23 protein-coding genes, 1 pseudogene and 1 other annotated feature are annotated in these 24,201 nt (G+C 61.6%); of the genes and pseudogenes, 7 read left to right on the top strand and 17 right to left on the bottom strand.

The features are described 5' to 3' along the window. Positions 1-127: 127 nt before the first annotated feature. On the bottom strand, positions 128-1,945 hold the full coding sequence (locus RLCC275e_RS12455) for a methyl-accepting chemotaxis protein (protein ID WP_033182437.1): 1,818 nt from the start codon (positions 1,943-1,945) through the stop codon (positions 128-130). A gap of 287 nt (positions 1,946-2,232) precedes the next feature. Here RLCC275e_RS12455 and RLCC275e_RS12460 point away from each other — a divergent pair, with 287 nt between their 5' ends. Next, entirely contained in the window at positions 2,233-2,619 is a 387-nt protein-coding gene (locus RLCC275e_RS12460) for an acyl-CoA thioesterase (RefSeq protein ID WP_012757923.1), read from the top strand. A gap of 19 nt (positions 2,620-2,638) precedes the next feature. Then, positions 2,639-3,226 (top strand): hypothetical protein, encoded by a 588-nt coding sequence (locus tag RLCC275e_RS12465; protein WP_012757924.1) that lies wholly within the window; start codon positions 2,639-2,641, stop codon positions 3,224-3,226. A gap of 136 nt (positions 3,227-3,362) precedes the next feature. On the opposite strand, the gene RLCC275e_RS12470 is transcribed toward RLCC275e_RS12465, so the two are convergent. The 6 genes from RLCC275e_RS12470 to RLCC275e_RS12495 form a co-directional block, all read right to left on the bottom strand. After that, the gene (locus tag RLCC275e_RS12470) at positions 3,363-3,539 is read right to left on the bottom strand and encodes a hypothetical protein (RefSeq protein ID WP_158686932.1); all 177 of its coding nucleotides are present in this window, start codon (positions 3,537-3,539) and stop codon (positions 3,363-3,365) included. Positions 3,540-4,044: 505 nt separating this feature from the next. Beyond that, the gene (locus RLCC275e_RS12475) at positions 4,045-4,731 is read right to left on the bottom strand and encodes a DUF4405 domain-containing protein (protein WP_033182167.1); all 687 of its coding nucleotides are present in this window, start codon (positions 4,729-4,731) and stop codon (positions 4,045-4,047) included. A gap of 33 nt (positions 4,732-4,764) precedes the next feature. Next, positions 4,765-5,247, bottom strand: coding sequence for a cytochrome P460 family protein (locus RLCC275e_RS12480; RefSeq protein WP_033182166.1), 483 nt, complete (start codon positions 5,245-5,247; stop codon positions 4,765-4,767). Positions 5,248-5,318: 71 nt separating this feature from the next. After that, entirely contained in the window at positions 5,319-5,735 is a 417-nt protein-coding gene (locus RLCC275e_RS12485; RefSeq protein ID WP_033182436.1) for a carboxymuconolactone decarboxylase family protein, read from the bottom strand. Between the two features lie 25 nt (positions 5,736-5,760). After that, positions 5,761-6,849, bottom strand: coding sequence for an alpha/beta hydrolase (locus RLCC275e_RS12490; protein ID WP_033182165.1), 1,089 nt, complete (start codon positions 6,847-6,849; stop codon positions 5,761-5,763). 141 nt (positions 6,850-6,990) lie between these two features. Then, positions 6,991-7,890, bottom strand: a complete 900-nt coding sequence (locus RLCC275e_RS12495; RefSeq protein ID WP_033182164.1) for a LysR family transcriptional regulator — start codon at positions 7,888-7,890, stop codon at positions 6,991-6,993. 156 nt (positions 7,891-8,046) lie between these two features. Between RLCC275e_RS12495 and RLCC275e_RS12500 the strand changes: the two genes are divergently transcribed. After that, entirely contained in the window at positions 8,047-9,036 is a 990-nt protein-coding gene (locus tag RLCC275e_RS12500) for an aldo/keto reductase (protein WP_033182435.1), read from the top strand. Positions 9,037-9,137: 101 nt separating this feature from the next. Here RLCC275e_RS12500 and RLCC275e_RS12505 read toward each other — a convergent pair whose 3' ends face one another. The 3 genes from RLCC275e_RS12505 to RLCC275e_RS12515 all read right to left on the bottom strand — a co-directional run bounded on the left by RLCC275e_RS12505 (position 9,138) and on the right by RLCC275e_RS12515 (position 12,507). Further along, complete coding sequence (locus RLCC275e_RS12505) at positions 9,138-10,322, bottom strand: DUF1501 domain-containing protein (protein ID WP_033182163.1); 1,185 nt, start codon at positions 10,320-10,322, stop codon at positions 9,138-9,140. Between the two features lie 114 nt (positions 10,323-10,436). Further along, the gene (locus RLCC275e_RS12510) at positions 10,437-11,948 is read right to left on the bottom strand and encodes a DUF1800 domain-containing protein (RefSeq protein WP_033182162.1); all 1,512 of its coding nucleotides are present in this window, start codon (positions 11,946-11,948) and stop codon (positions 10,437-10,439) included. Positions 11,949-12,159: 211 nt separating this feature from the next. Then, positions 12,160-12,507: a DMT family protein gene (locus RLCC275e_RS12515; protein WP_033182161.1), complete on the bottom strand. Its 348-nt coding sequence runs from the start codon at positions 12,505-12,507 to the stop codon at positions 12,160-12,162. Positions 12,508-12,799: 292 nt separating this feature from the next. Between RLCC275e_RS12515 and RLCC275e_RS12520 the strand changes: the two genes are divergently transcribed. Continuing rightward, complete coding sequence (locus RLCC275e_RS12520) at positions 12,800-13,633, top strand: RDD family protein (protein ID WP_033182160.1); 834 nt, start codon at positions 12,800-12,802, stop codon at positions 13,631-13,633. A gap of 79 nt (positions 13,634-13,712) precedes the next feature. On the opposite strand, the gene RLCC275e_RS12525 is transcribed toward RLCC275e_RS12520, so the two are convergent. Both RLCC275e_RS12525 and RLCC275e_RS12530 read right to left on the bottom strand, forming a co-directional pair. After that, on the bottom strand, positions 13,713-14,963 hold the full coding sequence (locus RLCC275e_RS12525; protein ID WP_033182159.1) for an MFS transporter: 1,251 nt from the start codon (positions 14,961-14,963) through the stop codon (positions 13,713-13,715). 416 nt (positions 14,964-15,379) lie between these two features. Next, positions 15,380-16,189, bottom strand: a complete 810-nt coding sequence (locus RLCC275e_RS12530; RefSeq protein ID WP_033182158.1) for a class I SAM-dependent methyltransferase — start codon at positions 16,187-16,189, stop codon at positions 15,380-15,382. A gap of 583 nt (positions 16,190-16,772) precedes the next feature. Between RLCC275e_RS12530 and RLCC275e_RS12535 the strand changes: the two are divergent. Then, positions 16,773-17,242: pseudogene (locus RLCC275e_RS12535) on the top strand (substrate binding domain-containing protein); the annotation flags it as partial. A 23-nt stretch (positions 17,243-17,265) separates the two neighbouring features. Here RLCC275e_RS12535 and RLCC275e_RS12540 read toward each other — a convergent pair. From RLCC275e_RS12540 to RLCC275e_RS12560, 5 genes are all read right to left on the bottom strand, one after another. After that, a complete protein-coding gene (locus RLCC275e_RS12540; RefSeq protein WP_033182157.1) occupies positions 17,266-18,732 on the bottom strand; it encodes a SulP family inorganic anion transporter in 1,467 nt (488 codons plus the stop codon). Positions 18,733-18,802: 70 nt separating this feature from the next. Further along, positions 18,803-18,858, bottom strand: a sequence feature (sul1 is cis-regulatory element that is thought to sense ions involved in sulfur or methionine metabolism; They are found in Alphaproteobacteria). Between the two features lie 134 nt (positions 18,859-18,992). Continuing rightward, the gene (locus RLCC275e_RS12545) at positions 18,993-19,244 is read right to left on the bottom strand and encodes a hypothetical protein (RefSeq protein ID WP_033182156.1); all 252 of its coding nucleotides are present in this window, start codon (positions 19,242-19,244) and stop codon (positions 18,993-18,995) included. A gap of 77 nt (positions 19,245-19,321) precedes the next feature. Next, complete coding sequence (locus tag RLCC275e_RS12550) at positions 19,322-19,699, bottom strand: response regulator (RefSeq protein ID WP_033182155.1); 378 nt, start codon at positions 19,697-19,699, stop codon at positions 19,322-19,324. 230 nt (positions 19,700-19,929) lie between these two features. Next, on the bottom strand, positions 19,930-21,690 hold the full coding sequence (locus RLCC275e_RS12555; protein WP_033182154.1) for a phospholipase D-like domain-containing protein: 1,761 nt from the start codon (positions 21,688-21,690) through the stop codon (positions 19,930-19,932). Between the two features lie 272 nt (positions 21,691-21,962). Beyond that, on the bottom strand, positions 21,963-22,751 hold the full coding sequence (locus RLCC275e_RS12560) for a DUF899 domain-containing protein (RefSeq protein ID WP_033182434.1): 789 nt from the start codon (positions 22,749-22,751) through the stop codon (positions 21,963-21,965). Between the two features lie 208 nt (positions 22,752-22,959). On the opposite strand from RLCC275e_RS12560, the gene RLCC275e_RS12565 reads away from it, so the two are divergent. Together RLCC275e_RS12565 and RLCC275e_RS12570 are read left to right on the top strand one after the other, a co-directional pair. Then, complete coding sequence (locus tag RLCC275e_RS12565; protein WP_033182153.1) at positions 22,960-23,607, top strand: ankyrin repeat domain-containing protein; 648 nt, start codon at positions 22,960-22,962, stop codon at positions 23,605-23,607. Between the two features lie 95 nt (positions 23,608-23,702). Further along, positions 23,703-24,194, top strand: coding sequence for a YHS domain-containing (seleno)protein (locus RLCC275e_RS12570; protein ID WP_033182152.1), 492 nt, complete (start codon positions 23,703-23,705; stop codon positions 24,192-24,194). Positions 24,195-24,201 lie beyond the last annotated feature (7 nt).

A 24,201-nucleotide genomic window follows, 5' to 3' on the forward strand; every position in this document is an offset into this window, starting at 1 on the left:
CTGGGCAGTGACCGAAAAAACTCAATCCAATTTTAATTAAAAACGGTGAATGAAAACTTACCGGCACAATCTGAACGCGACGGAAATGAAAAAGGCCGGTTTCCCGGCCTTTCATCTCTACGTTTTCTCACGCTGCCCGTGTGTATCGGGCCACTGGCGGCGGCTCCCCGCGCAGGCGGAAATTCGAAAGCAGCGTCTTCAACTGGGTGCTCTCGTAGGCGAGCGTGCGGCTTGCCGCCGTCGTTTCCTCGACCATCGCGGCATTTTGCTGCGTCATCTGGTCCATATGGTTGACGGAGCCGTTGATCTCGTTCAGCCCGGTCGACTGCTCGCGTGCCGCCGTCGCGATCGAGGCGACGTGATCGTTGACCTGATTGACCAGCGCCTCGATCTCCAGCAACGCCTCGCCCGTCGAGCGCACCAGCGCCACCCCGCCTTCGACTTCCGTCGCCGACCGGCTGATCAGTTCCTTGATCTCCTTGGCCGCATTGGCGGAACGCTGGGCGAGTTCGCGCACCTCTTGCGCAACGACGGCAAAGCCGCGGCCCGCCTCACCCGCGCGCGCAGCCTCGACGCCGGCATTCAGCGCCAGAAGGTTCGTCTGGAAGGCGATTTCGTCGATGACCGAGATGATCTGACCGATGCGGTTGGACGAATCCTCGATCCGACCCATCGCGGTGACCGCATTGCGGACGATCTCGCCGGATTTTCCGGCACTCGCCTTGGTCTCGGCCACCATCTCGCGCGCCTCGTTCGCCCGTTCGGATGCCGTCTTGACCGTCGCGGTGATCTCGTCGAGCGCTGCCGCCGTTTCTTCGAGCGCGGCTGCCTGCTGCTCCGTACGCTTCGACAGATTGCCGGTCGCCTCGCTGATGTCGGAAGCGCTTTCGTTGACGACGCGGCTCGATTCGGCGATCGCATGAATGACGCCGTTCAGTGCGTCGACGGCGGCGTTGAAATCGCCCCTCAGCTTGGCGTAGTCCTCGCCGATATCGCCGATCGCCACCGTCAGGTCACCGCTCGCCAGCTTTTCCAGGCCGACGCCGAGCGCCCGCATCGCTTGGGTTTGCCGTTCGGAAGCCGAACGCAGGCTTGCCTCGTTGCCGCGGCGCTCTTCCTCGATCTGCTGCTGTCTTTCGTCTTCCCGCCCGCGCAGCGCGCTGCGCTCGTCGACGGAATCGCGCAGCACCAGCAGCGCCTTGGCCATCTGGCCGATCTCGTCGCGACGCTCGCTGCCTGATATCTCCACTGATGCCTCTTCGGCCGCAATCGCGTTCATCGCCGCCTTCAGCCGGGCGATCGGTGCAGTCACGCTACGCACGATGGCATAGGCGATGGCAATCGTTGCGGCGGCGCCAAGCAGGCAGAGCAGCGCGGCCCACATCGCGTTCTGGCGATAGAGCGCGGCAAGGTCATCCGCATAGACACCGGTGCCGACGATCCAGCCCCAGGGCTCGAAACCTGCGACATAGGAATATTTCAGCACTGGCTGGTCGGCGCCCGGCTTCGGCCAAAGATAATCGACGAAGCCCTTGCCGTCCTTCTTCACCTTGTTGACGAACTCGACGAACAGGAACTTGCCGGTCGGATCCTTCATCTGGGAGATATCGGTGCCGTTCAGCTGCGGCTTGATCGGGTGCATCACCATGGTGGGGTGCATGTCGTTGATCCAGAAATAACCGTCGGCGCCGTAGCGCATCGCGCCGATCACGTCCTTGGCGGCCGCCTGCGCCTGTTCGCGGGTCATCGTGCCCGCCTGTTCCATCTTGTAATATTTGTCGAAGATGCCGAGCGCCGTTGCATCCATTTGCGCCAGCCCCGCCTTCCGCTCCGCTTCCAGCTCAGAATAGGAATAGTTCAGAAAGAAGACCATCGTCGCAGCGAGCACGGCAAGCGCGAATGCGACGAGGCAGTAAAGGCGGGTGGAAATCTTGACGTTGCGCATGAGGTTCCCGGCGATTCTTGTATTTGAGATCGATCGCATTCTGAATTGCCGGAATTACTGGAGCGTAAAGCTTAATTAGAAAAATATTAAATAACGTAAGGTCAGGTGAAAGCTGCAAAATTCAACCATTTGAAATCGAATGAAATTTCAATCGGAAACGGCAGCAACATTTTTCCCGTCGGCCGTCCGTAGCGCTTGGCCTTGCCGTCTTTTACACCCCACAGCCTTTGCACTAGGGTGCTTCCCAGATCGCCGGCCCGTGGCCCGCACCAGATGGAGAAGACTTGATGACCGATGCCGCCAAGCCGAGAGGCGAACTGACGCTGAGGACGCTTGCCATGCCGGGCGACGCCAATCCGGCCGGCGATATCTTCGGTGGCTGGGTCATGGCGCAGATGGACCTTGCCTCAGGCATCCGTGCGGCCGAGCGCGCCAAGGGCCGCGTCGTCACCGCCGCCGTCAAAGAGATGGCCTTCGAGCTGCCGGTCAAGATCGGCGACACGCTTTCCGTCTATACTGATATCGACCGTGTCGGCCGCACCTCGATCACGCTGATCGTCGAAGCCTGGGCGCATCGTTCGCGCTACAACCAGCAGGAAAAGGTCACCGCCGGCACCTTCATCATGGTGGCACTCGACGAAGAGGGCAAACCGAAGCAAGTCCCCGAGGAGTGACAGCCTAAGGATCGAAAGCATGGAAACGGTCGGCTCGCCGGAGGTCTTCCTTCACATCAAGGTGGTGATGGGCATGGTCATCAGCCTTTCACTCGCCAGAGTGCTCACCGGCCTTGCCGGCATCGTCCAGCATCCCGCCAAGGCCAAGGTCTATCCCATCCATCTCGGCTGGGCGCTGTCGATGTTCCTGTTCATCATCCATATCTGGTGGTGGGAATATCGCCTGCAGGCGGTGCCGGCGATCGGCTTCGGCATCTATCTCTTCCTCATCTGCTTCTGCAGTCTGTTCTTCCTGCTCTGCGCCCTGCTCTTTCCTGCCTCGCTCGACGAATATGGCGGCTACGAGGAATATTTCATCTCGCGGCGCAAATGGTTCTTCGGCATCCTCGGCCTCACCTACGCCGTCGATATTCTCGACACGGCAATCAAGGGCCATGAGCGCATCCTCTCGCTCGGCTGGGAGTACCCAGCCCGCAACATCATCTACATCCTCCTCTGCGCCATCGCCGCCTGGACCCCCAACCGCCGCTTCCACACCGCCTTCATCATCGCCAACCTGATCTACCAGATCAGCTTCATTTTCAGGCTTTATGATGTGTTGGGGTGAGAAGCGATCCCGCAAAGCGGGAGCAATCGATCCAGTGAATCGATTGCAGCTTCGAACGCCCTGAGCCCAAGCGAAGGGCCGGGCAGCCGCAAACTCCATCCCTCACAAAACCGTCGCAAACATCGCTCGCCGGCTATTAGGCAGCAACCATCTGAAGATCGTAATTGTAAATTCCGTTTGGATCCTGTCGAGAAAGATAAGATTTAGCGGCAGACATAGCCTCTTCCGGCGTCTTGGCGTTGATGAAATTGAGGTGCCAAGGCGTTGAAAGATGGTGGTGATTGGCAACTCTAAAGCTTACCCGTACGACCATGTCGGCCTCCAAGATATCGGCAACCGAAAAGACGTGGGGTCGTAGTGGCGTCTGATCAAGTCCTCAGATACTCGCAATGCCTGCATACGGGGTACCAAGCTATCGACATTTTGGCGGCACTCGGTAATCTCGTCGTAAAGTGGGGGGATGGCCTAATGCGGGTATCGACGGTTGTCTGTTGTTGTGCATCTCTTGTGGCCTGCACGCCTGCGACCAACGGAGAATGGCACCGCGCCTCACCAACCGAGCAATCGCAGCTTGAGCGCGCCAAGGCAATTTGCAATGGCCGAGCTTCTCAGACGCAGGTTTCGGCTGGCCGTTTGTGGATCGCAGGGGCGGTTGCGTCGGATAACGTTTTCAAGGCGTGTATGGCCGAGTTGGGATATGTGCAGTAGCCGTCGCCCAAAAGCCATGGATGGCCCCGTGGTTCGAGACGGCCCTTCAGGCCTCCTCACAATGAGGGCTGGTCGGTGTGCCGCGCCTCCCCGCCCTCCGTACAGTGCTGTCACAAAAGGCGGAGCGCCGCACGCCCCCAACGAAGCCATCCTGCCGCATAATGCGCAGCGCACGCACACGTCCCCAGGATCGCGATGTGATGCAGGAAGAACCCGATCGTGGACTCCTGGAAGTCCCAGAAATCGATCGATGGCCGGGCAATGAGCCTGTCTCCGATTCCCATGACGAACAGGCTGTGGATGCCCCACGCCGCTATTGCGCTCGCGGCTACGCGAAGGGAAGCGGTCCTGATCGGGTTTGGGGCACCGACCCGCAGCAATCTGCCTATGACCGCCATGATCATCGACCAGTGGAGGCCGAGATGGGCGGCTGCGAGGATGAACACCCAATAGGCCGCAAGGATGTGAATTTCGCGCGCCGTCGGCCGGCCGCTGACGGGAAGGAAAGCAAACACGCTGCGCGATATCAGCAGACTGGTCACCAGCAAAGCTGATATCGCCAAGGCGATCGAGATATTCGAAGCAATTGTCAGAAAGCTCCGCTTGCCGCGCTCCACCTTCGGAAGCCTCGCCCACCACCGCCTGTTGAAGACGTTGTGCGATAGGAGAAGGATGAACATGCTGGTGCCGATCAGCTCATGCGAGGTGTTGTCGAGCCACCAGTAGGCGAGCGCGGCCAAGAGCAGCCCAGCGGCGGTGAAGTCAAGCACGAGGCGGATCACGAAAAAAGGACTCACGATGCGACGCCCTCGCCGGAGATTCGATCCGGCCTAGTCAATGACGGCTCCGTCAAACTCCTTGAGAGCGTCGAGCGTGTAGAGGAAGTCTTCGTCGGCCCTGGACGAATGACAGGATTGGCATCGCGCCGTATTCTCGGCCATGTTGACGCCGCCTTCAGGCTTGAACCATTGGAACTGCCAGTCGCCAGTGCGACGGTCTTCGTCATAATCGCTGCCCCAGCCGGAACCCTTTTCCATGACGAAGGTGCGATAGATTTCCCCATCACGGTAATCGACCAGCACGAAGTGCGTACCGTCTGGAACGGGCTGCCCATTCTTCACAGCCTCGATCGCTTCGTTCGTCGTCATGATGTGTTCGGTCACGTTGCCGCGCCTGACGGTCGTGTAATGGACAAGGCCCGCCAATTCGGGCAGCGTCGTCCGGTTCGGTTCGGCATCGACGTTCCAGCCGACCAGAACTACGGCGCCGGCCATGGCAAAGAGAATGGAAATGCGCTTGATGAGATGACGCATGGATGTCTTTTCCTGGTTTTGTGCGGAACATTCGGGCGACCGGCTTCGGCAAAAGCGGCAGGCCAATCGCCTCATTCACGTCCGAAGACGTCCTTAGCGACGGCAACGGCCGAGACCGCATTCGTCCAGCCGGCGTAGAAGGCAAGGTGGGTGATCGTCTCGATCAGCTCGTCCTCGGACACACCGTTCTGGCGGGCCATGGCTAGATGGGATCTGAGCTGGTCGGGCCGGTTCATTGCGATCAGCGCGGCAACGGTCACCAGGCTGCGATCCCGCTTCGACAACTGCGGGCGCTCCCATATGTCGCCATAAAGGACGTCGTCGGTCAGTTCAGCCAGCTTCGGCGCGGTCGCACCCATCAGTTGCTGGGCGCGCGAACGCCGGGACTTGTCGTCGCCTTCGGCCGGTGCCTGAGCGCTGACGACGCCCGGCAGAACAGCCAGCATCATGCTGGCGGACAGCATCAAGTTTCCCAACAGTTGTTTCATGGTCTTCACCTCATAATTTCCGAGATCAGTCGAGCTTCTTCTCGCTAAGGAAAGCCGAGACCAGGTCGGCGATCTCTACGTTGTTCAGGTCGGAGAACGCGAAGTGGGTGTTGCCGCGGATGCCGATCTCGGGAAGGTGCACGACGGTGACATCACCGCCATGCTTGTTCACCGTATCGCGCCACAGGCGGGCCATTGCCAGGCGTACCCGCCAGCTGTCCTGCGCCGGCATCGTCGTCGGCTGGTCTGGGATGTTGTCGCCGTAATAGATGACGATCGGGATCTTCGTCAGTTTGATAAAGTCATCCATCGGTACCCGCACGCCCTTCAGCGTGTCGAAGGCGCTCGGCATATCGGCGGGCACATCGCCTGCCGGGAACACGAAGCTGCTGCCGGGTTCGAAGGCGACGATGGCTTTAACCTTGTCGCTCTTGATGGCCGTCAGCCAGCCCGGTCCGCCGCCCTGCGAGTGAGTGAAAAGAATGCCGGGACCGATTTTCTCGAACAGCTTTGCCACCGCATTCGACACAACGTCCATATCGAACGGCCCGGTGTTCGGCGTCATCGCGCGGAAGTACTGGTTCAGCGCTTCCGGATCACGGGAGAATTGCACGCCGTCGAAATAGTTCGGCCAGATGCCGACGCGAAACTGGTTGAACCAGAGCTGCTCGTCCGCTGTCGGCTTCACCACCGTCTCGGCCATGCTCCGCCCGGCGCCGCCCCGGCGCGGCTGGTCGACGAGATAGGTGGAGAAACCTCGACGCAGGAAGATATTCTGGAAGCCTTCGCGGCCGCCGGGCGTCGTCTCCCAGGTCTTGGAGAATTGTCCGGCACCGTGCCACATCACGATCGGATACTGACGCGGGTTTGCCGGCACCTGATAGAAGGCAAAGGCATGATCGCCGTGATAGGTCTGCCCTGAGGGATCGAGAGGTTTCAGCGGATCGAAGGTTCCGGGCGCCGTCGTGCTGGTTCCCCCGACGGCAAAGCTGCCCTGCTCCTGGATGACCAATGGCTCGGGCTTTACCGCATCGGCAGCCGTCGCCAATGGCGCGGCAAGCTGCGCTGAGGCAAGCAGCAATGCGGCCAGGGTGTTGGACAATCCATATCGCATGTCGGCTTCTCGCTTCGATTCAGATGGCGAGAAGGTAACGGCATCGGACCGAAAGGATTAGACGCCTCGGACAGCTAGGGTCTATTAGGCCGACTAATTAATCACAAGCTGTTGATAAGCCGTGATGGAATAAAATCGGCACTACTTTCCTCTATAGCGGAGCGCATCGACGAACAGGGTGAACGCCGGAGATGCATGCCGCCTGTTCGGATAGTAGAGATGGTATCCTGGGAAAGGCTGGCACCAGTCCTTGAGAACCCGGATCAGGCGCCCGTCTTCAATGTACGACTGAACCTGGTCCTCAGGCATGTAGGCCAGCCCCAGCCCGTCCAGCACGGCGCCGATCCGCATGGCGATGTTGTTGAACACCGTCTGGCCCTCGACACGAACGCGCAGTTCACGTCCATCCTTCTCGAACTCCCAGGGATATATCGTTCCGTGCGTCGGCAGCCGCATGTTGATGCAGTTGTGCGCCGTCAGATCCTGAGGGACATCAGGGCGCGGATGGCGCTCGAAATAGGCGGGCGCTCCGACGACCGCCATGCAAATCTCGGGGCCGATCCGGATCGCGATCATGTCCTTTGCCAAATGCTCGCCGAGCCGGATGCCGGCGTCGTAACGCTCGGCGACGATGTCGGTCAGGCCATAGTCGACGATCACCTCGACATTGATATCGGGATGATCAGGAAGAAACCGCGCCAATGCCGGGGCGAGAACGGAAATCGCCGGATGCTCGCCTGCCGTGATGCGAATGGTGCCCGCGGGCCGCTCGCGCATTTCGCTCAGGGCGGCGATCTCGAACTGGATTTCTTCAAATCTCGGTCCGACCCGTTCCAGCAGTCGTTCTCCTGCCTGGGTCGGCGACACGCTTCTGGTCGTGCGGGTCAAAAGGCGAAGCCCGAGCTTCTCTTCGAGACCGCGCACCGTCTGGCTCAACGCCGATTGCGACACGCCGAGCTTGGCGGCCGCCCGGGTAAAGCTCCGCTCCCTGGCGACGGTGAGAAAGGCCGCGAGTTCGTTGAAATTGTTGTCCTGGGGCATTCATTAGTCCGTCTTATAGGTTCATGCGCATTACAGCATCTAATCGAAAGCTGACACGAGGACTAAGTTCACGTCAACTCGACTGCGAGACCGGCTGCTCCCGCGCCGCGGAACGGACTGCCCCGAGCCCAAACAAAACCAGGAATGGATACGACCATGAAAACACGCACTATCGGCGATCTCGAAGTCTCGGCGCTTGGTCTCGGCTGCATGAGCATGAGCGCCGCTTACGGCCCGCCCGCCGATGAAGGTGACATGATCAGATTGATGCGCACCGCCCATCAGCAGGGCGTGACCTTGTTCGACACGGCCGAAGCCTATGGCCCTTTCGTCAATGAAGAGCTTGTCGGCAAGGCGCTCGCACCGATCCGCGACCAGGTGGTCATCGCCACCAAATTCGGCTTCGATATCGATCAGCAAACCGGTGAACGCCGCGGCGGCACGAACAGCCGCCCCGAACATGTCAGGGCGGTTGCCGATGCTTGTCTGCGCCGCCTGAAGACTGATCGTATCGACCTGTTCTACCAGCATCGCGTCGATCCCGACGTGCCGATCGAAGATGTGGCCGGCGCCGTCAAGGACCTGATCGCAGCCGGCAAGGTCAAACATTTCGGTCTTTCCGAAGCCGGCGTTCAGACAATTCGCCGCGCCCATGCCATCCAGAAGGTGTCAGCCGTCCAGAGCGAATATTCGCTCTTCTGGCGCGGCCCCGAGGCGGAACTGCTGCCCACCCTTGAGGAACTCGGCATCGGCTTCGTGCCCTTCAGCCCACTCGGCGCGGGCTTCCTGACCGGTAAAATCGACGAGAACACCAAGTTCGATCCAAGCGATTTCCGCAACAGCGTGCCGCGCTTTTCACCCGAGGCGCGCAAGGCCAACTTTGCACTCGTCGACCTGATCAGGCGGATCGGCGACCGCAAGGGCACAACACCCGCGCAGATCGCCCTCTGCTGGCTACTGTCCCAAAAGCCATGGATCGTCCCGATCCCGGGAACAACGAAGCAGCATCGGCTGGAAGAGAATCTCGGAGCGGTAGACGTCGACCTGCTCGCTGAGGACCTCGCCGAAATCGATGCGGCCCTCTCCGGCATCGAGGTCCAAGGCGAGCGGCTTCCCGAGGCAGCGCTGAAGATGACCGGCCGGTAGGGCTTGTCGCCGATGCCGCCCGGCCCTTCGCTTGGGCTCAGGGCGTTCGGCCCTGCGATCGATTCACTGGATCGATCGCTCCCGCTTTGCGGGACCGTGCCTCACCCACGCAGAAACTGCGACCCTTTGTCGAACCCCAGCCCCGGAAAGATCTTCCCGGTCAAATCATCGGCGCTTACATCGAACTGCCGGTAGAGCATCGCCGCGGCGAGCTCGCGCAAGTCGGCGGTCGGCATGAGGTCGCGGTCGTCGAGCAGTTGGCCGTCGCCGATGCCCGGCCAACGGCCGAGGATGCGGCCGCCGTTGATGGTGCCGCCTGATAGCAGCGCGCAGCCGCCGGTGCCGTGGTCGGTGCCGGCTGAGCCGTTCTGACGCACAGTGCGGCCGAACTCGGTCATGGCAAGCACCACCGTCTTTGCCCAGATCTCAGGCCCGAGCGTGGTCTTCAACGTATTGATCGCCTGCGAAAGGTCCTGCACCGGCCGCTTGAACTGGCCGGCCTGGCCGATATGCGTGTCCCAGCCTGATATCGAGAAGCTGGCGATGCGGTAATCGCCCTTCAGCATGTTGGCCGCGAGCGCCGCCACATCGGCGATCTTTGCGCCGCGCTGGCCCTCCGGCTCGATGATCATCGAGGCGCTATTGGCCCGCGTCGCCTCGGCAAGCGCCTCGGCGAACCGCGGATCGCCGGCATAGAGCCGCGCCAGGAACTGCATCTCGTCACGCGCCGGCGCCAGATTGGAATCCGACGCCCAGACATCGACATTGTTGGGTCCGGAGAGGATCAGCTCCGTCGAAGTGTTGATGTCGATCGCCTTGCGCGCATCCGAGCGCGGAATGACGGCGAGCGCCCGGTTCAGCCAGCCGGTCTTTTCCTCGGCGACATGCTCGCCGCCGGATTCCAGCATGTCCTGCCCGTCGAAATGGCTGCGCTGGTCGCGGTAGGGCGTCGACACCGCGTGCACGAAGGCAAGCTCGCGGCTCTTCCACAGCGGCATCAGCTCTGCGGCAGCCGGATTGAGGCCGAAATGGCCATCTAGATCGAGAAGTCCGGTATCGGGCGTCAGCGCCAGTGTCGGCCTAAGCGCCGCAAAGCCGGCATCGCCATAGGGCTGCACCAGATCCAGCCCGTCCATCGCGCCGCGCAGCACGATGGTGACGAAACGCTTGTCACCCGGCATCGCCGCGAAAGTGACCGGCGTGAAGGCGGGGGCAGCGGCAAGACAGCAGGCAGAGGTCAGAAAGCCGCGGCGGGACAGCGAAATCCGGTTCATGGGCAGCGTCATTGGCGGGCCTCCTAAGCAGGTTCCGGAAAAGTGTCCGACGGTTTTCCAGCCAGAACCTGCGACAAAACAAAGGAGCTAAGCAGACGAAGCGTTGGCTTGCCAACGAAAGTCTGCTCAGCGGCGATTGAATTCGGGCGATGCCAGCACCAGCGTCAACCCGCTGATCTTGTTCGGCGCCTGCGACACCACGCGGATCGTCTCGTCTCGGGCGGCATCGGCAAGCGTCGACTTCAGGAATTCGCGCGGATCCTCATCCCGGCCGAACTGGGCTGCGGCCCGCCTTGCCCAGGCCAGCCGCTCGGCGAGCTGGCTGCCGGTGATCCAGGCGGAGAAGCCTTCCTCGAAACCGGCCGGACTCGGCGGCAGCCAGGTCGGCTGGCCCATGCGCCTGAGTGCCCCCTGCCCCAGCGCCCGCGCCGTCTGGAAGGCTTTGAGGCGCTTCTCCCTTGCCTCGCCGGCGGGATCGGTCGTCACCGGCGATCCAGCCATGCCAGGCGTATTCGCCGCCATGTCGCCCTCGTCCGTGCCCTGCTGGTTGGCCGCCAGGAAACTGCCGACAACGCCGTTGACCGGTCCCGCATTCAACGCCCTCAGGCCGGTGACGACATAGTCGAAAGGCTGGCGCGCCTTGGCGCCCTCGTCGCGCCAGGCGGCGGGATGGTCGAGCATGGCGGTGTAGACGGCGGTCAGGTCGCCATCCGTTTTCTTCCAGGCTTCGGCCATTTCGGACACCATCCCCTCATCGGGCTGGTCGGCGATGAAATGCACCGCCAGCTTGCGGCTGATATGCGCCGCCGTCTTCGGATGGAGGGCGAGATCGTCGAGCATGTCGAGATAATCGTCGCGCGAGCGCCTGCGCCCGCCATAACTGACGCCGAGCACCTCATGTGTCCCGGGCTCCGAAATATTCGGCCGGAACGCGATGTCCATCTCCTTGCGGTCGATGGTGAGCCCCGTCAGCACCATGGCTGCCGCCGTGACGTCCGCTTGACTATAGCCGCTGCCGGCGCCGAGCGTGTGCAGTTCCAGCAGTTCGCGGCCGAGATTTTCATTGAGCCCCTTGTTGCGCTTGATGCCGCCGGCCGAATCCGGCCCGAGCGAATCCGCCTGGTCGAGATAGATCAGCATGGCCGGATGGGCGGTGGCATTGCGCAAGAGATCGCCGAACGTGCCTGATATGAACGGCCGGATCGCCTCGGCCTCGTAGAGCGGCACGATGAGGCGCATCGGCAGGCTCTTATTGGCGCTGGTGGAGAAGTGATCGGTCCAGAAGGTGGAAAGCCGCTCGTAGAAGCCGTACGGCGACAGCACCGCCTGCATCAGCCGCAGGTTCGCATCGTGCTGGAACTGCTGCTGCACTTGCTGCTGCACGCCCTTGCGCATCTCGCGCTGCGTCGTATCGTCGGTCACCGTCTTGGCGTCCTGCCGGATCTGCTGCAACTGCTCCTGCAGGCTGAGAATTGCCTGGTGGCGCATGTCGGGGCCGCCAAGGGGAAAGTCCGGCGTTGCCGCCGCCCCCATGCGCAGCTGGCCGATGAGATCGTCCTTGCTGCTCGGCGGCGCCTCGCCCGGCCGGAAACCATAGCCGAACCGGATCGCCGCCATGGTCGGGAAAGACAGGCTCATGGCCGTTCACCTCATGATCACCGCTAAAGCAATTCCAGCAAAAGTGCGTCGCGGTTTTGCGTCCGGAAATGCGTCAAACAAACGTCAGAGCATTTCCGTGACTCGGAAATGCTTGAGCTGACAGGCTGCCAGCCGATTGCGACGCCAATCTGTAGGAAATGTGGCGATATCTAGACATGGACGATTTGTAATCTATTGAAAAGGCTAAAGTTTATGCACGGAAGATGAAGGATGCCCCGATTGCGATCAGGGCGAAGCCAATCGCATGGTTCCAGGTCAGGTTCTCGCCGAGCCAGAAGATCGAGAAGCCGGCAAAGACGATCAGCGTGATCACCTCCTGCATCGTCTTCAGCTGCGCCGTCGTATAGACCGCCGAACCGATACGGTTGGCCGGCACCGCCAGGCAATATTCGAAGAAGGCGATACCCCAACTGACCAGAATGGCGAGGAAGATCGCGCTGCTCTTGTGCTTGAGATGCCCGTACCAGGCAAAGGTCATGAAGATGTTGGAGGCAAACAGCATGACGACGGGCCAGAGGGCGGCGGGAGAAAATGGCATGGAGTCACTCGGGCTTTGGAGGGAACGGTGTATCCGGCGAGATGCCGGCGGGCCTTAACTAGCACGCCGCCATTCGACGGCAAGTCCCGGGAACGGTTGCGACCTTACGCCACTGAGACGATGCGGATACCAGGCAGCTCGCGCGGCGGTTCGCCTTCCCAGCACAGAGATTGCATCGGAACCGGACTCGCGGGAGCGCGACGCTTCTGTGACAAATGCCGCGCATTTTTCCACTTAATGTTGAAACGAATCAACCTGCGGGACTAGGTTGCGCGGATACCTAGGGGGCGACATGGACACGACACCGCAGATACCGCAATACGCTACTTTGCCTTCCCGCCACTTCTGGCGACGCGCCGTGGCCTGTATCGTCGACATCATCTTCTTTCAGGCTGTCATTCTCATAGCCGTTTACTGCATTTCAACAGTTATTCCTCTGGACTTCCGTTTTGCCGGCTGGAGTTACACACAGTGCGGCGTGGAGGTGTCGGATCAGCTTGCAAAGCGAATTGACGCCGGATGGCCGTTGAAACCGGGGGAAGTTCGCATTAGACAGATCTGCGAAGTCAGCCAAATCGGTTCGGAAAAGCAAAGATACCTGCAGACGGGCGTCTCCAATCAAAGAGACAACTGGACATCGGCCCGGTGGCTGACCATCCCTGTCGACGCGGACGGCAAGCCGGTGATCGGAACCGTGTCCGTATACCCCATCGTGATCTCCGGCATCGTCAACATTGCACTTCTTGCGTTGGCTTTTGCGTATTTTTCCGCAAATGGCCGCCGCACGATCGGAAAAAAGCTGCTGGGCCTGAGAGTCCAATCCGTCGATGGTAAAAACCCCGGCCTTGGCACCGAGTTTAGACGAGAGATCCTGAAATTCAGCCCGTATCTGCTTTTCATCGCTGCCGATTTCGCGTTTTCGCTGTTTCCGATCTTTCCCACGGAAGACTTCGACGCGTTGCTCCGCATGTCCCGCGACGGATACACACTTTTGGACAGCGGTGCCGCAATGTTCGACATCGTCCTGGGTATCGCTGCCCTGATTTGGTGGTTCTTGCCCCTCATCTTCTGGCGAGGACAGACCTTTTACGATCGCATCTGCGCCTGCAAAGTGGTGAAGAGTTGAAAGGCTCTGTAGCCTGGGCGACAGGGCACAAGTAAAGGCCGGCGACAAATGCCGCCGGCCTCTTAAACCGCAGGCAGCGCTAGATTCGCATCGCGCCATGCGGTTCCTCGGCCTCCTCCGTGCCGAAGCGGATATCCTTCTTCTCGTAGCCGAAGCCGGCAAGGGCCGCGACGATGAGCGCCACCACGGCCGCGACGATCAGGAGCGCATAGGCATAGTCGCCGTCCCAGCGGGCGGCCAACCCGGCCTGCAGCGTCGCATTGCCTGACGCCAGCAGATTGCCGAGCTGGTAGGCAAAACCGGGGAAGGTGCCGCGCACCTCGTCCGGCGACAGCTCGTTCAGATGCACCGGCACGATGCCCCAGGCGCCCTGGACGAAGAACTGCATCAGGAAGGCGCCGATGGCAAGCAGCACCGGCCCCGGCGCATAGGCCCAGAGCGGCGCGACGGGTACCGCGATCAGTGCTGCGATGACGATGGCCTTCTTCCGGCCGATCCGCTGCGACAGCGCCCCAAAGAACAGCCCGCCACAGATCGCCCCGATATTGTAGACGATGGCGACAGCCCCAACCGTATAGCTCGAATAGTTGCGCTGGGTTTCGAGGAAAGTCGGGTAGATATCCTGCGTGCCGTGGCTGAAGAAGTTGAACGCCGTCATCAGGAACACCGCCCAGATAAACAGCGGAATGTTTTCGCGCAGGACCGTCAGGAACGGCCGGCGCCCCTCGGCTTGCCGTTTCAGGAAGGCCGGGCTCTCCTCGACATTGCGGCGGATATACAGCACCAGCAGCGCCGGCACCGCGCCGACAAAAAACATGCCACGCCAGCCGATGACCGGGAAGAGCAGGAAGAACACGATCGAGGCGATGAGATAGCCCGAGGGATAGCCGGCCTGCAGGATGCCGGAAACGATGCCGCGGCTTTCCTCCGGCACCGTCTCCATAACAAGCGAGGCGCCGACGCCCCATTCACCGCCCATGGCGATACCGTAGAGCGCCCTGAGCACGAGAAACATCGTGAGCCCGGTGGAGAAGCCGGTCAGGAATTCGAACAGCGAATAGAGCAGCACGTCGGCCATCAGCGTGATGCGCCGCCCGTAACGGTCGGCCGCCAGCCCGAAGATCAGCGCGCCGAGCGCCCGCATGGCAAGCGTCAGGAAGATCGCCACCGAGACGGCGGGAACGTCGGTGTGGAATTCCTCCGCGATATATTTGAGAACGAAGACGAGAATGAAGAAATCGAAGGCGTCGAGCGTCCAGCCGAGATAGCTGGCGATGACGGTGTTGCGCTGCTGCGGCGTCAGCCGGCGCAGGCTTTCCAAAGCGGACATCTGATATTCCTCCGTCCGAAAGCGGCGGCGAGGCGGGCAATTCCGGATGCCGTCGGAAGGGGTGCCCGAAACGGGCGGGTGATGCTGTTGCGGCAGCGGTTGCAGTCGGAGACAGCGGGCCATAACGTCAGCAATGCTGCCCGTGTTCCATCACGATTGCCGTGATCGGGCGGCGTCCCACGCGGCTCCTTGTCGCAGGCATACGACCGTCAGCGCCCTGCCCTTGGGCGCGGCACCCTCCAACATCCCTTATCCTGAGGCGCGGAGCCCGTAGGGCGAAGCCTCGAAGGACACGCTGCAACGCTGCTCCTTGCGTCCATTTGACGTCGAAGCACCCGCCTCGTCCTTCGAGGCCCCTACGGGGCGCCTCGGGATGAGGCTCTCTTGGATGTTGCCGCCATGCGAAAACGCTATGCCTAGCTCTGGCCCGGCACCCTGCCCCGGCACGCCCACGCCACCGACGCGAACGACCGCGGCCCATTCGGCTCGCCAGCCTCGTAAGCGGCCCTGACGGCGGCATCGACCGCCTTTCGCTTCGCCGGGTCCAGACCGGCAACATATTTACCGAGTGGTCCCTCGCCGGCGGCGATCGGATCCCAGTAATCCTCGAAGGAAAGATATTCCATCCGGATCAACAGCGAGGTCTCCTCGACATCGGCTAGGCCCTGCGCGATGAAGCTCTCCTTCATTTCCCCCGGCCGCGTCATCGGCTGGAAACAATATCTGCGGCGCATCGCCAGCGCGTTCTCGTCGAGCATCGCCACCGTATCCCACATCATCCGCATGCCGGACATGCCGCCATAATGGTCCCAGACGGCGGCCGCGACCACGCCACCCGGGCGCACGACACGGCGCATCTCGGACACCGCCTTTCCCGCCTCCGGCACGAAATGCAGCACGAGCAGCGACATCGCCCGGTCGAAGCGGTTATCCTCGAAGGGAAGCGCGCAGGCATCGGCCTGCTGAATGGATATGCGCGGATCGGTGTTGCGTCGCGTTGCCGCCTCGACGAAAACCGGCGAATAGTCGACGGCGACGATCTCCTGCAGACCCGGCGTTTCCGCCAGCGTGAATGCGAGGCTGCCGGTGCCGCAGCCGACATCAAGCACGCGATCACCATTCGCGAGACCGGCGAAATCGACCAGCATCGGCGCCAGCTTCCTGCTCCAGCGCCCCATCAGCCGTTCGTAACCATCTGCACTTTCGACATTGAAACTCGACGGCATTGAAGTTTCCCCCTTCAAGGACACAGGTCTTCGGTTGAATACTAGGCTTCGCCGGCGACTGTGCAAGCGGACTTCTCCCAGGCGGCGGCGGTCAGACGGGCAAGTCGAGATGCCCTGGGGCGCAGCTCTGGCCCCAGCCGCAGAGAGCCCGGCCTCCTCCAACATCATTTATCCTCAGGGGCGCAGCCTACGGGGCGAAGGCTCGAAGGATCACCCGCCCTCTCTAGCCTTGTCCCAAGGTACTAGGATCATCCCAGCTCTCCGGCAGTGGGCTTTGCAAGAGCGTCAACCCCAGCCTCCCTCATTCCTGTGCCCGTCACAGGAATCCAGAGCGCCCAAGTCCTTGGGCGCGGGAGACTTCCGTTCCTCGATGAGAGTCATTCACGGCGCGGACGCGCCGTGGCTGGATGCCTGTGACAAGCACAGGAATGAAGGATGAGAAGTAGGCGCCTCGCCGACAGAAGCCTCGAAGGATCATTCCGACTTGCCCTCTAACGCCTCTCGTACGAACTACGCAAACGCCGTTCGATCGGCCTTCACCAAATATCACCAAGCGGCGACATCGCAACGGCGAACTCATCCGGCGGCCCTGATCGCCCGCAAGCTCGGCTCGACGCACCGCCTTCTCTGTGCAAGTCCGGATTATCTCGCCCGTTACGGCGCGCCCGATGTGCCCGCCGATCTCGCCCGCCACGACTGTGTCATCGCCGGTCAATCCGCCGATGCGCAATGGCTGCTCGAAGGCCCGCACGGCCAGGAAACGGTCACGGTCTCGGGCCGCTTCGCCGCCAACGAGATGCAGGCGGTGATGGCCGCCGCGATCGCCGGCTACGGCATTGCGCAATTGCCGCACGGTGTCGCCGACGTCTGCATCAAGGACGGGCGGCTGCGCCGCGTTCTCGACGGCTACACGCCGCCAGCCGGCGGCCTGCATGTCGTCTATCCCAGCAGCCGGCACCTGCCGCCTTTGGTCAAGGCATTCATCGACTGGCCGTCAGACGGCTGAACGCGATAGCCGGCAGCAACGACGATTACGTGATCATCTCGCGCTAGGATGATTCCTCCCGCCCTCGCCGTCACATTTCCTTCAGCACCACCTTGCTGTCGAGGCTTCCGATCAAGGTCGCGCTCGCCTGGTTGAGGCCTGCGACCTTCACGACAATGCCGTGCGCTTCGAACCGATGCACGACCTTGTCGAGTGCGGCAACGGCGGTGATGTCCCAGAAATGCGCTTCGGACACGTCGACCAACACCGACTTGCCGACCGCATCTTGAACATCGAAGGCTTCGACGAAGACGTCGGCGGAGGCAAAGAACACCTGGCCAGACACGCGATAGGTCAGCCGCCCGGCGGCTTGGTCGGGCGCCACGTCGACGCGCAGCAGGCGGGCGACCTTGAAGGTGAAGAACACGCCGCTGAGCAGCACGCCGACCGTCACCCCGAGCGCCAGATTGGCGGTGAAGACGGTGACGAGGACGGTTGCCACCATGACGGCGCTCGACATCCGGGGATGGACGATAACCGCTCTCAGCGACGACCAGTCGAACGTATCGATCGACACCATGACCATGATCGCCACCAGCGCAGCGACTGGAACCTCAGACACCCACGGCTTCAGGAGCACCATCAGGATCAACAAAAACGCGCCGGCAAACAGGGTGGAGAGCCGGCCGCGCCCGCCATATTTCACGTTGCTCACCGTCTGGCCGATCATGCCGCAGCCGGCGATGCCGCCGAACAGGCTGGCAGCCGCGTTGGCGAGGCCGAGACCGGTGCATTCGCGGTTCTTCGAGCTCGGCGTATCGGTGAGATCGTCGACGACGCTCGCCGTCATCATCGATTCCAGCAGCCCGACCATCGCAATGGCAAGTGCAGGTGCTGCAATGATCCGAAGCGTTTCCAGCGTCAGCGGCACGGCCGGCCAGCCGAAGACAGGCAGCGAATCCGGCAGCTTGCCGAGATCGGCGACGGTGAGAACCGGAAGCCCGAGCGCAATCGAGGCGACGGTCAGGATCAGGATGCAGATCAGCGGCGACGGGATCGCCGTCGTAACGCGGGGCGTTACATAAATGATGACGAGCCCTGCAATCAGCACAGCATATTCCATCCAGCCGGCCCCAATGACGTGCGGCATCTGCGCGGCAAAGATCAGGATGGCCAGTGCATTCACGAAACCGGTGCGAACGGATTTCGACACGAAACGCATCAGCACGCCAAGCCGCAGCAGGCCGAACACGATCTGCATCAGCCCCGCCAGCAGCCCGGCGGCAAAGAGATAGGGCAAGCCATGGGTATGCACCAGCGGTGCCGCGACCAGCGCCACTGATCCGGCCGCCGCTGAAATCATCGCCGGGCGTCCGCCGGTAAACGCAATGACGATGCTGATGACGAAAGAGGCGAACAGACCAACTTCGGGATCGACCCCCGCCACGAAGGAAAAGGCGATCACTTCGGGGATCAGGGCGAAGGTCGCCACCGCTCCGGCAAGCATTTCGCGCATGGGATTGGCGGACCAATCACGACGGATGGAGGAAAGCAGCATAGAATGGATTCTCGCAAAGCATGGCCGGACCCACTCTGTCGAGCGGTCACGAGATGGCATGCAGGTTTTGCGTTGTCTGGCGGATCGGCGGCCAGAAGAGCCACCCGGGGTCTCACCGGGTCCGTGGTGAATGCCTGCGGTATAGACGAGATCTTTACTGCAGCGCAACATTCGATTGCGCTGAAATCAAAACGCCAAAGTCGACGAGCAGCCTCAAACACCCGAAGCGCGCTCCTTGCCCCCTCTGGATTGCGGAACCCTCACTGCCAGAGGAAATCCGGCCCGGTGCTCTGAGAGGTAAGCTTCAGCGTCCCGTCCGGCTGGACGACATAGGTCTCGAACACACGGTAAGCGAAATCGCCAAGAAAGGTATTCTTGACCACCGTTCCCGGACGATAGGGCGAACGGAGAACCTTTCCACCATAGGTGAGGCTGCCGGGAAGCGGCTGCGGATCCCCTGCGCTGGCGCAGCCCGAGAGAGCGAAGAGAACGGCAATGAGCGCATATTTCATCCGGACTTCTCCTCGGGCAGGCGCAGCGGCCTGAGCGACGTCGATTTCCTTCTTATAACACGCAGCCTTGATGCTGTTCAGAACGCAGCCTTGCTGCGGTCGAAGTTTTTACGTCGCACCTCCGCCCGCGAGAGCGCGCTGGCGATCCTCTCATCGGTGAAGGGCTTGGAGATGACATCAAGCGCGCCTTCGATACCGTGACCGACATTTTCGGGACTGCCGGTCACGAAGATGACGTCAACTCCATGGCGGTCGATCAGCCGGCGCGCGAGCTGGGCGCCGCTCAGCCCATCGGAGAGATTGAGATCGACGAGCGCGACATCGCTTCTTTGAGCGTGGGCGAGAGCCTGCTCAACTGTCGAAACCGGCCCGATGGTCTGGTGCCCGGCCTCTTGCGCAATGCGTTCGAGCTCCAGAGCGATAAAATTCTCATCTTCAACGATCATGACCTTCATGAATAAGCCTCCTCATAGACGGGCTGTCAGGCGCACTGCCGGCAGCGGCTACAACGCAACCGTCGTCGGAATGTTTCCACCTTGAGAAGAATATGTTGGCGATCGGCGAGGTACTAATTTGACTTTGGGACGTACGGCCCTCACCGCAGCCGTCCGTCGAACGACTGTTGCACCTTTCGAAATCACCGCTTGGAATGGTTGAGATTCAAGGGCCATCGTGACTAGCGACATTACTCCGCCCGGGCAAACAACTCCCGGTCCCGGGCGCGGATGGGGTCGGTCCAGTCGCGTTCGAACCAGGGCGTGCCGCCGGGCTGCGGCGGGCGTTTGAGCTCCAGCGGACGGGACGGGCCGTCGCTCGCTTCGGAGGCGACGCGGAAGACGTAGTGGTCGTACATCCTGAGCGCCTCGATCATGTAGCTGGTCGCAACCGTCCGGTCGCGGACGAGGACGAGGTTCTCTCCGTTCTCGTCATCGGCGGGTTCGGAGAAATTATAGGAGCCGAGATAGACCCGCGCCGTCGGCTTGTCGAAGTCGAGCACGACGAACTTGTGGTGCATCCTCGTGCCGCGCTGTTTGCCGTCGACGCCTGACAGGCCCGAAGGCTCGGTCACGAAGGGCGGCGGCACGTTGCCCGTCAACGCCGCCGACCGCACCACCCGCCGACGGTTGTCGGGAGTGAGCACAGTGAGACCCAGATTGCCCGCCCGCACCTCGGCATCGGCAATGCCCATCACATGCATATCGGGACGCTCCAGGGCGCGCCCCAATGCCGGGCCGATCGCTCCCTTGGTCATCTGGCCGAGAAAGGCAAGCGAGAAGAACACGCTGGACCGCGCGGTATCGATATCGGCGCCGATCTCGTCCAGCCGGCCATTGGCGTCGCTGTGCGGAGAGAAAGCGACCTTGGCGTCGACGCCGTCAAGGCCGAGATCGATCCAGCCGGCGGAACTTGGCGAGTCGCGGAAATCGTCGGCGCGTTTGGCGGTGAAATAACTCTCGAAGGCGGTGAAATAATCGTCGATCGCCTTGTCGCTGTGGACGGCGAGGCTGTTGTTCGACTGTACATAAAGCCCGCGCCAGCTGAGATTGGTCGAACCGTAGAGCACGGTCGAGATGCCGTCGCCGCTGACGGCGATCGATTTCTGATGCTGCAGGTTGGCCATATGCTGGCGCTTGACGTTGGCAGCCCCCGCCGAGGCGATCAGCCGCTCCGCCGCCTTGGTCTCCGGCGAATTCGGGCGGCCGTGGCCCTTGGTGCGGGCGCTGTCGTCGATGATGATCTTGAGCTTCGGCCCCAGCGCCTCCAGCCGGGTGACCACCTCGGGCAGGTTGAGGTCATAGGCGATGACCCGCACTTCGGCGCCGGCAGCGTGCGCCCTGTCGAGCAGATCGAGGGTTTCGGCACGCGCCTCGAAGCCCATCCAGGCGAGCGCCCGCTCGGCATCGGCATGGGTCGGCACGAAGTCCAGCCCCAGGTCGCCATCCGGTGGCACCAGCGTGATGATCGTCGGCGCGTCGGCGGCAAAATTGCGCACGAAGGCCTGCGACGAGACGAAGCCACGGGTGAAGGCGACGTTGAGCTTGCCGGGAATGGTTTCGCGCATCAGCGCCAGTTCCGCCTCCTGCGCCTCGCCCGATGTCAGCGCGCCTGCTGCGTCCATGAACTTTGGCGTGATGCGATAAGTGAACTTGCCGGCCAGATCGGCATTGAAGGGAAAGTGCACCCAGCGGAATTTTTGGATCGGCGCCTCGGTGGTGCGAATGCCGTCCTCGGGAACCGGCTGGCCGGGAAAACCGATGCGGTTGTGAACGGCCTTGAAGAAGTCCGTGCCCGGCTCGCGATACTGGATGGCGAAGCCGACGAAATCGACCGGCGGCCGGCCGTTCTTCCAGTCCATGCCGAGCAACACCATGCCGTCGCCGCGATGGATGGTCAGCGCAAAAAGCGCCGCCGCATTCCTGCCGGTCACACGAAAATCCGTATCCATGCCCGCCTCCCCTCAATATCGGAGAAAATCTAGCATGGTTCCGTGACAGTAAGGAGATATGTCGGTGAAATTTTGCGCGCAGAAGGTGCAAGGGGCGACTGCGTGGCGCAAGCGCGTTCTCAGACGGTGCCCCTGTCGCACAGTCGTCAATCGTTGGCTCGATCGTCGACGACCGGCGCCGCCTTGGAAGGAGATTTGCGGTTCGCCAGACTTTCTGGCCGACCGCCGCATCCTCCTGATCCCACGGGCGGAGGATACGGCCGGGACCGACCCTACGGTTTGCCTTTGGTGCTTTCGGCCCGAAACGCCGCCTCGCCGGCATCTGACACCTCGACCCATTTCTTGTCGGGCTCGGCATCCGACATATAGCTGTCGTGCCAGTTCCACCACTTGTAGGTCGGGGTCTGGGGATAGCCCGCGGGCGAATCCTCCCAAACTTCCTGGCGGCCGAGCGGTGTGATGTCGAGGTAGTTCCAGGTGCCGCCCATCTGCTCGTCGCCGCGGTTGTTGATGAAATAGGTGCGGAAGATGCGCTCGCCGTCGCGGTAGAACACGTTGGTGCCGTGCCACTCGTCGACGCCGAAGTCCTTGTCGAAGCTGTCGGTGATCGTCACCCACGGCATCGTCCAGCCCATCCGCGCCTTCAGCCGTGCAATATCGGCCTGCGGCGCGCGCGAGGCAAAGACCAGCGTCGTGTCGCGCGCGTTAAGATGGGCGACGTGAGCGACCTGATCGGCCACCATCGAGCAGCCGCGGCAGGCATGCTCGGGCCAGCCGAACACGCCGGGCTCGTAAAAGGCGCGGTAGAGGACGAGTTGGCGTCTACCTTCGAACAGGTCGAGCAGGCTGACTTTGCCCTGGGGACCCTCGAACGCATAGGCCTTTTCAACAGCCATCCACGGCATGCGCCGGCGCTCGGCGGCGAGCGCGTCGCGGGCGCGGGTCTCAGCCTTTTCCTTCACGAGCAACTGCTCGCGGGCCGCCTCCCAGGCCTGCGGCGACACGACCGGTGGTTTGCGCATGGCTTGTCCGCTTTTTCCATTCTCGGCTGAAGCAGTCATGGCTTTCATCTCCTCATTAGGGCGATTTCCCGGGCTTGGAAGCCCGGCTCATCGCGCATTGGTCTGAGATAGTTTCGCACCGGAAATCGAACAGAGGGAGTAACAAGTGTGACCGTATTCCCAGGAACCGCCGGTCGCAGCCGTGGTGGATGAGTGGTACTGGCGGGGAGCGCGTCCATTAGCGTAATCTTGTTTGCGAATTGCACACGTGCTAGAACGCGACAAAACGGCGCATACGAACCCTGATCAAACCGAGATCGTGCCCGTGAATGTTTTTATCGCGACTGTTGCTGCGTTTGTCATTGGCGTCATCCCATCGTGGGCTGGTCCTTTGCACGAAGCGGCCAAGGATGGCGATATCGCCCGCGTCACACAGTTGCTGGACCAGGGCTCCGATCTGTCGGAGCTTGATGAGGCGGGCGAGCCGGCGCTGATTATCGCGTCATTGGCCGGCCATGCCGATGTCGTCGTTCTTTTGCTGGATCGCGGCGCCGACATCGAAATTCGCAACAAGGGCGGGCTGACGGCGCTGCATGCGGCAGCCTATGCAGGAAATCTGGAGGTGGTGAAACGGCTTGTCACCGAGGGAGCTGATGTCAACGACAGGAAGAATTTCTATCAGATGTCGCCGCTGCACGGCGCCGCCGAAGAGGGCCGCACTGACGTGGTCGCTTTTCTGTTGACTAAGAATGCGGATGTCGAAGCGACGGAAAGAAACGGGTACACGCCTCTCACTCAAGCCGGGTGGCGGGCGCATTGGGATACGGCCAAATTACTCATGGAAGCCGGTGCCGTTTGCCAGAAAGCCGAGCTTGTGGGCGAACCGCTCTACAAGGAATGTACCAAACGGCAATAGCATTTCGCTGGAGTAACAGACCGGGTCCGGGAACGGAGCTTGTTATGTCTTATCATGTGCAAAAATGCGGCCATGCGCAAAGATCCGGAAAGCGAATGGGCGTGGCTGTTGGCGCTGCGGTTATGCTGCTTTCCTTCCTTCAGCCTGCGGGGGCCGAGGAACTCGTCAATACCGGCTATTTCGGCGATGTCGCGATCAAGGGTTATGACCCGGTCGCCTATTTTACTGAAAACCAAGCCGTCGAAGGATCTGAGACCTATTCCCACCACTGGCTTGGCGCGACCTGGTATTTCGCCAGTGCGAGAAATCGCGATCTCTTCAAGGGCGACCCATCCAGATATGCGCCGCAATATGGCGGCTATTGCGCCGACGGCGTGTCGTTCGGGACGGTGACCACCAATATCGATCCGAAAGCTTGGCGGATCATCGATGGCAAACTGTACCTGAGCTATGACCCCGGCGCGGCCGAAGGCATGGAGAAAAATCCGACCAAGGTGACCGACTCGAAGAAACATTGGTCCGAAGTTCAGCAGACGCTGATCTCGGAGAAGATGCACACCGTCTGGCAGCAACCGGATACGAAATGACGCAGCA

The organism is Rhizobium brockwellii (assembly GCF_000769405.2).
Taxonomy (GTDB): domain Bacteria; phylum Pseudomonadota; class Alphaproteobacteria; order Rhizobiales; family Rhizobiaceae; genus Rhizobium; species Rhizobium brockwellii.

What these genes read in the sequence shown, in the direction of transcription:
- RLCC275e_RS12525 (WP_033182159.1), bottom strand. Translation starts at nt 14,963, where the DNA reads ATGTCCGCTTTGGAAAGCCTGCGCCGGCTGACGCCGCAGCAGCGCAAC.
- RLCC275e_RS12470 (WP_158686932.1), bottom strand. Translation starts at nt 3,539, where the DNA reads ATGGTCGTACGGGTAAGCTTTAGAGTTGCCAATCACCACCATCTTTCA.
- RLCC275e_RS12465 (WP_012757924.1), top strand. Translation starts at nt 2,639, where the DNA reads ATGGAAACGGTCGGCTCGCCGGAGGTCTTCCTTCACATCAAGGTGGTG.
- RLCC275e_RS12570 (WP_033182152.1), top strand. Translation starts at nt 23,703, where the DNA reads ATGGGCGTGGCTGTTGGCGCTGCGGTTATGCTGCTTTCCTTCCTTCAG.
- RLCC275e_RS12545 (WP_033182156.1), bottom strand. Translation starts at nt 19,244, where the DNA reads ATGAAATATGCGCTCATTGCCGTTCTCTTCGCTCTCTCGGGCTGCGCC.
- RLCC275e_RS12490 (WP_033182165.1), bottom strand. Translation starts at nt 6,849, where the DNA reads ATGCGATATGGATTGTCCAACACCCTGGCCGCATTGCTGCTTGCCTCA.
- RLCC275e_RS12480 (WP_033182166.1), bottom strand. Translation starts at nt 5,247, where the DNA reads ATGCGTCATCTCATCAAGCGCATTTCCATTCTCTTTGCCATGGCCGGC.
- RLCC275e_RS12530 (WP_033182158.1), bottom strand. Translation starts at nt 16,189, where the DNA reads ATGCCGTCGAGTTTCAATGTCGAAAGTGCAGATGGTTACGAACGGCTG.
- RLCC275e_RS12510 (WP_033182162.1), bottom strand. Translation starts at nt 11,948, where the DNA reads ATGAGCCTGTCTTTCCCGACCATGGCGGCGATCCGGTTCGGCTATGGT.
- RLCC275e_RS12555 (WP_033182154.1), bottom strand. Translation starts at nt 21,690, where the DNA reads ATGGATACGGATTTTCGTGTGACCGGCAGGAATGCGGCGGCGCTTTTT.
- RLCC275e_RS12455 (WP_033182437.1), bottom strand. Translation starts at nt 1,945, where the DNA reads ATGCGCAACGTCAAGATTTCCACCCGCCTTTACTGCCTCGTCGCATTC.
- RLCC275e_RS12485 (WP_033182436.1), bottom strand. Translation starts at nt 5,735, where the DNA reads ATGAAACAACTGTTGGGAAACTTGATGCTGTCCGCCAGCATGATGCTG.
- RLCC275e_RS12495 (WP_033182164.1), bottom strand. Translation starts at nt 7,890, where the DNA reads ATGCCCCAGGACAACAATTTCAACGAACTCGCGGCCTTTCTCACCGTC.
- RLCC275e_RS12500 (WP_033182435.1), top strand. Translation starts at nt 8,047, where the DNA reads ATGAAAACACGCACTATCGGCGATCTCGAAGTCTCGGCGCTTGGTCTC.
- RLCC275e_RS12540 (WP_033182157.1), bottom strand. Translation starts at nt 18,732, where the DNA reads ATGCTGCTTTCCTCCATCCGTCGTGATTGGTCCGCCAATCCCATGCGC.
- RLCC275e_RS12515 (WP_033182161.1), bottom strand. Translation starts at nt 12,507, where the DNA reads ATGCCATTTTCTCCCGCCGCCCTCTGGCCCGTCGTCATGCTGTTTGCC.
- RLCC275e_RS12505 (WP_033182163.1), bottom strand. Translation starts at nt 10,322, where the DNA reads ATGACGCTGCCCATGAACCGGATTTCGCTGTCCCGCCGCGGCTTTCTG.
- RLCC275e_RS12460 (WP_012757923.1), top strand. Translation starts at nt 2,233, where the DNA reads ATGACCGATGCCGCCAAGCCGAGAGGCGAACTGACGCTGAGGACGCTT.
- RLCC275e_RS12550 (WP_033182155.1), bottom strand. Translation starts at nt 19,699, where the DNA reads ATGAAGGTCATGATCGTTGAAGATGAGAATTTTATCGCTCTGGAGCTC.
- RLCC275e_RS12560 (WP_033182434.1), bottom strand. Translation starts at nt 22,751, where the DNA reads ATGACTGCTTCAGCCGAGAATGGAAAAAGCGGACAAGCCATGCGCAAA.
- RLCC275e_RS12520 (WP_033182160.1), top strand. Translation starts at nt 12,800, where the DNA reads ATGGACACGACACCGCAGATACCGCAATACGCTACTTTGCCTTCCCGC.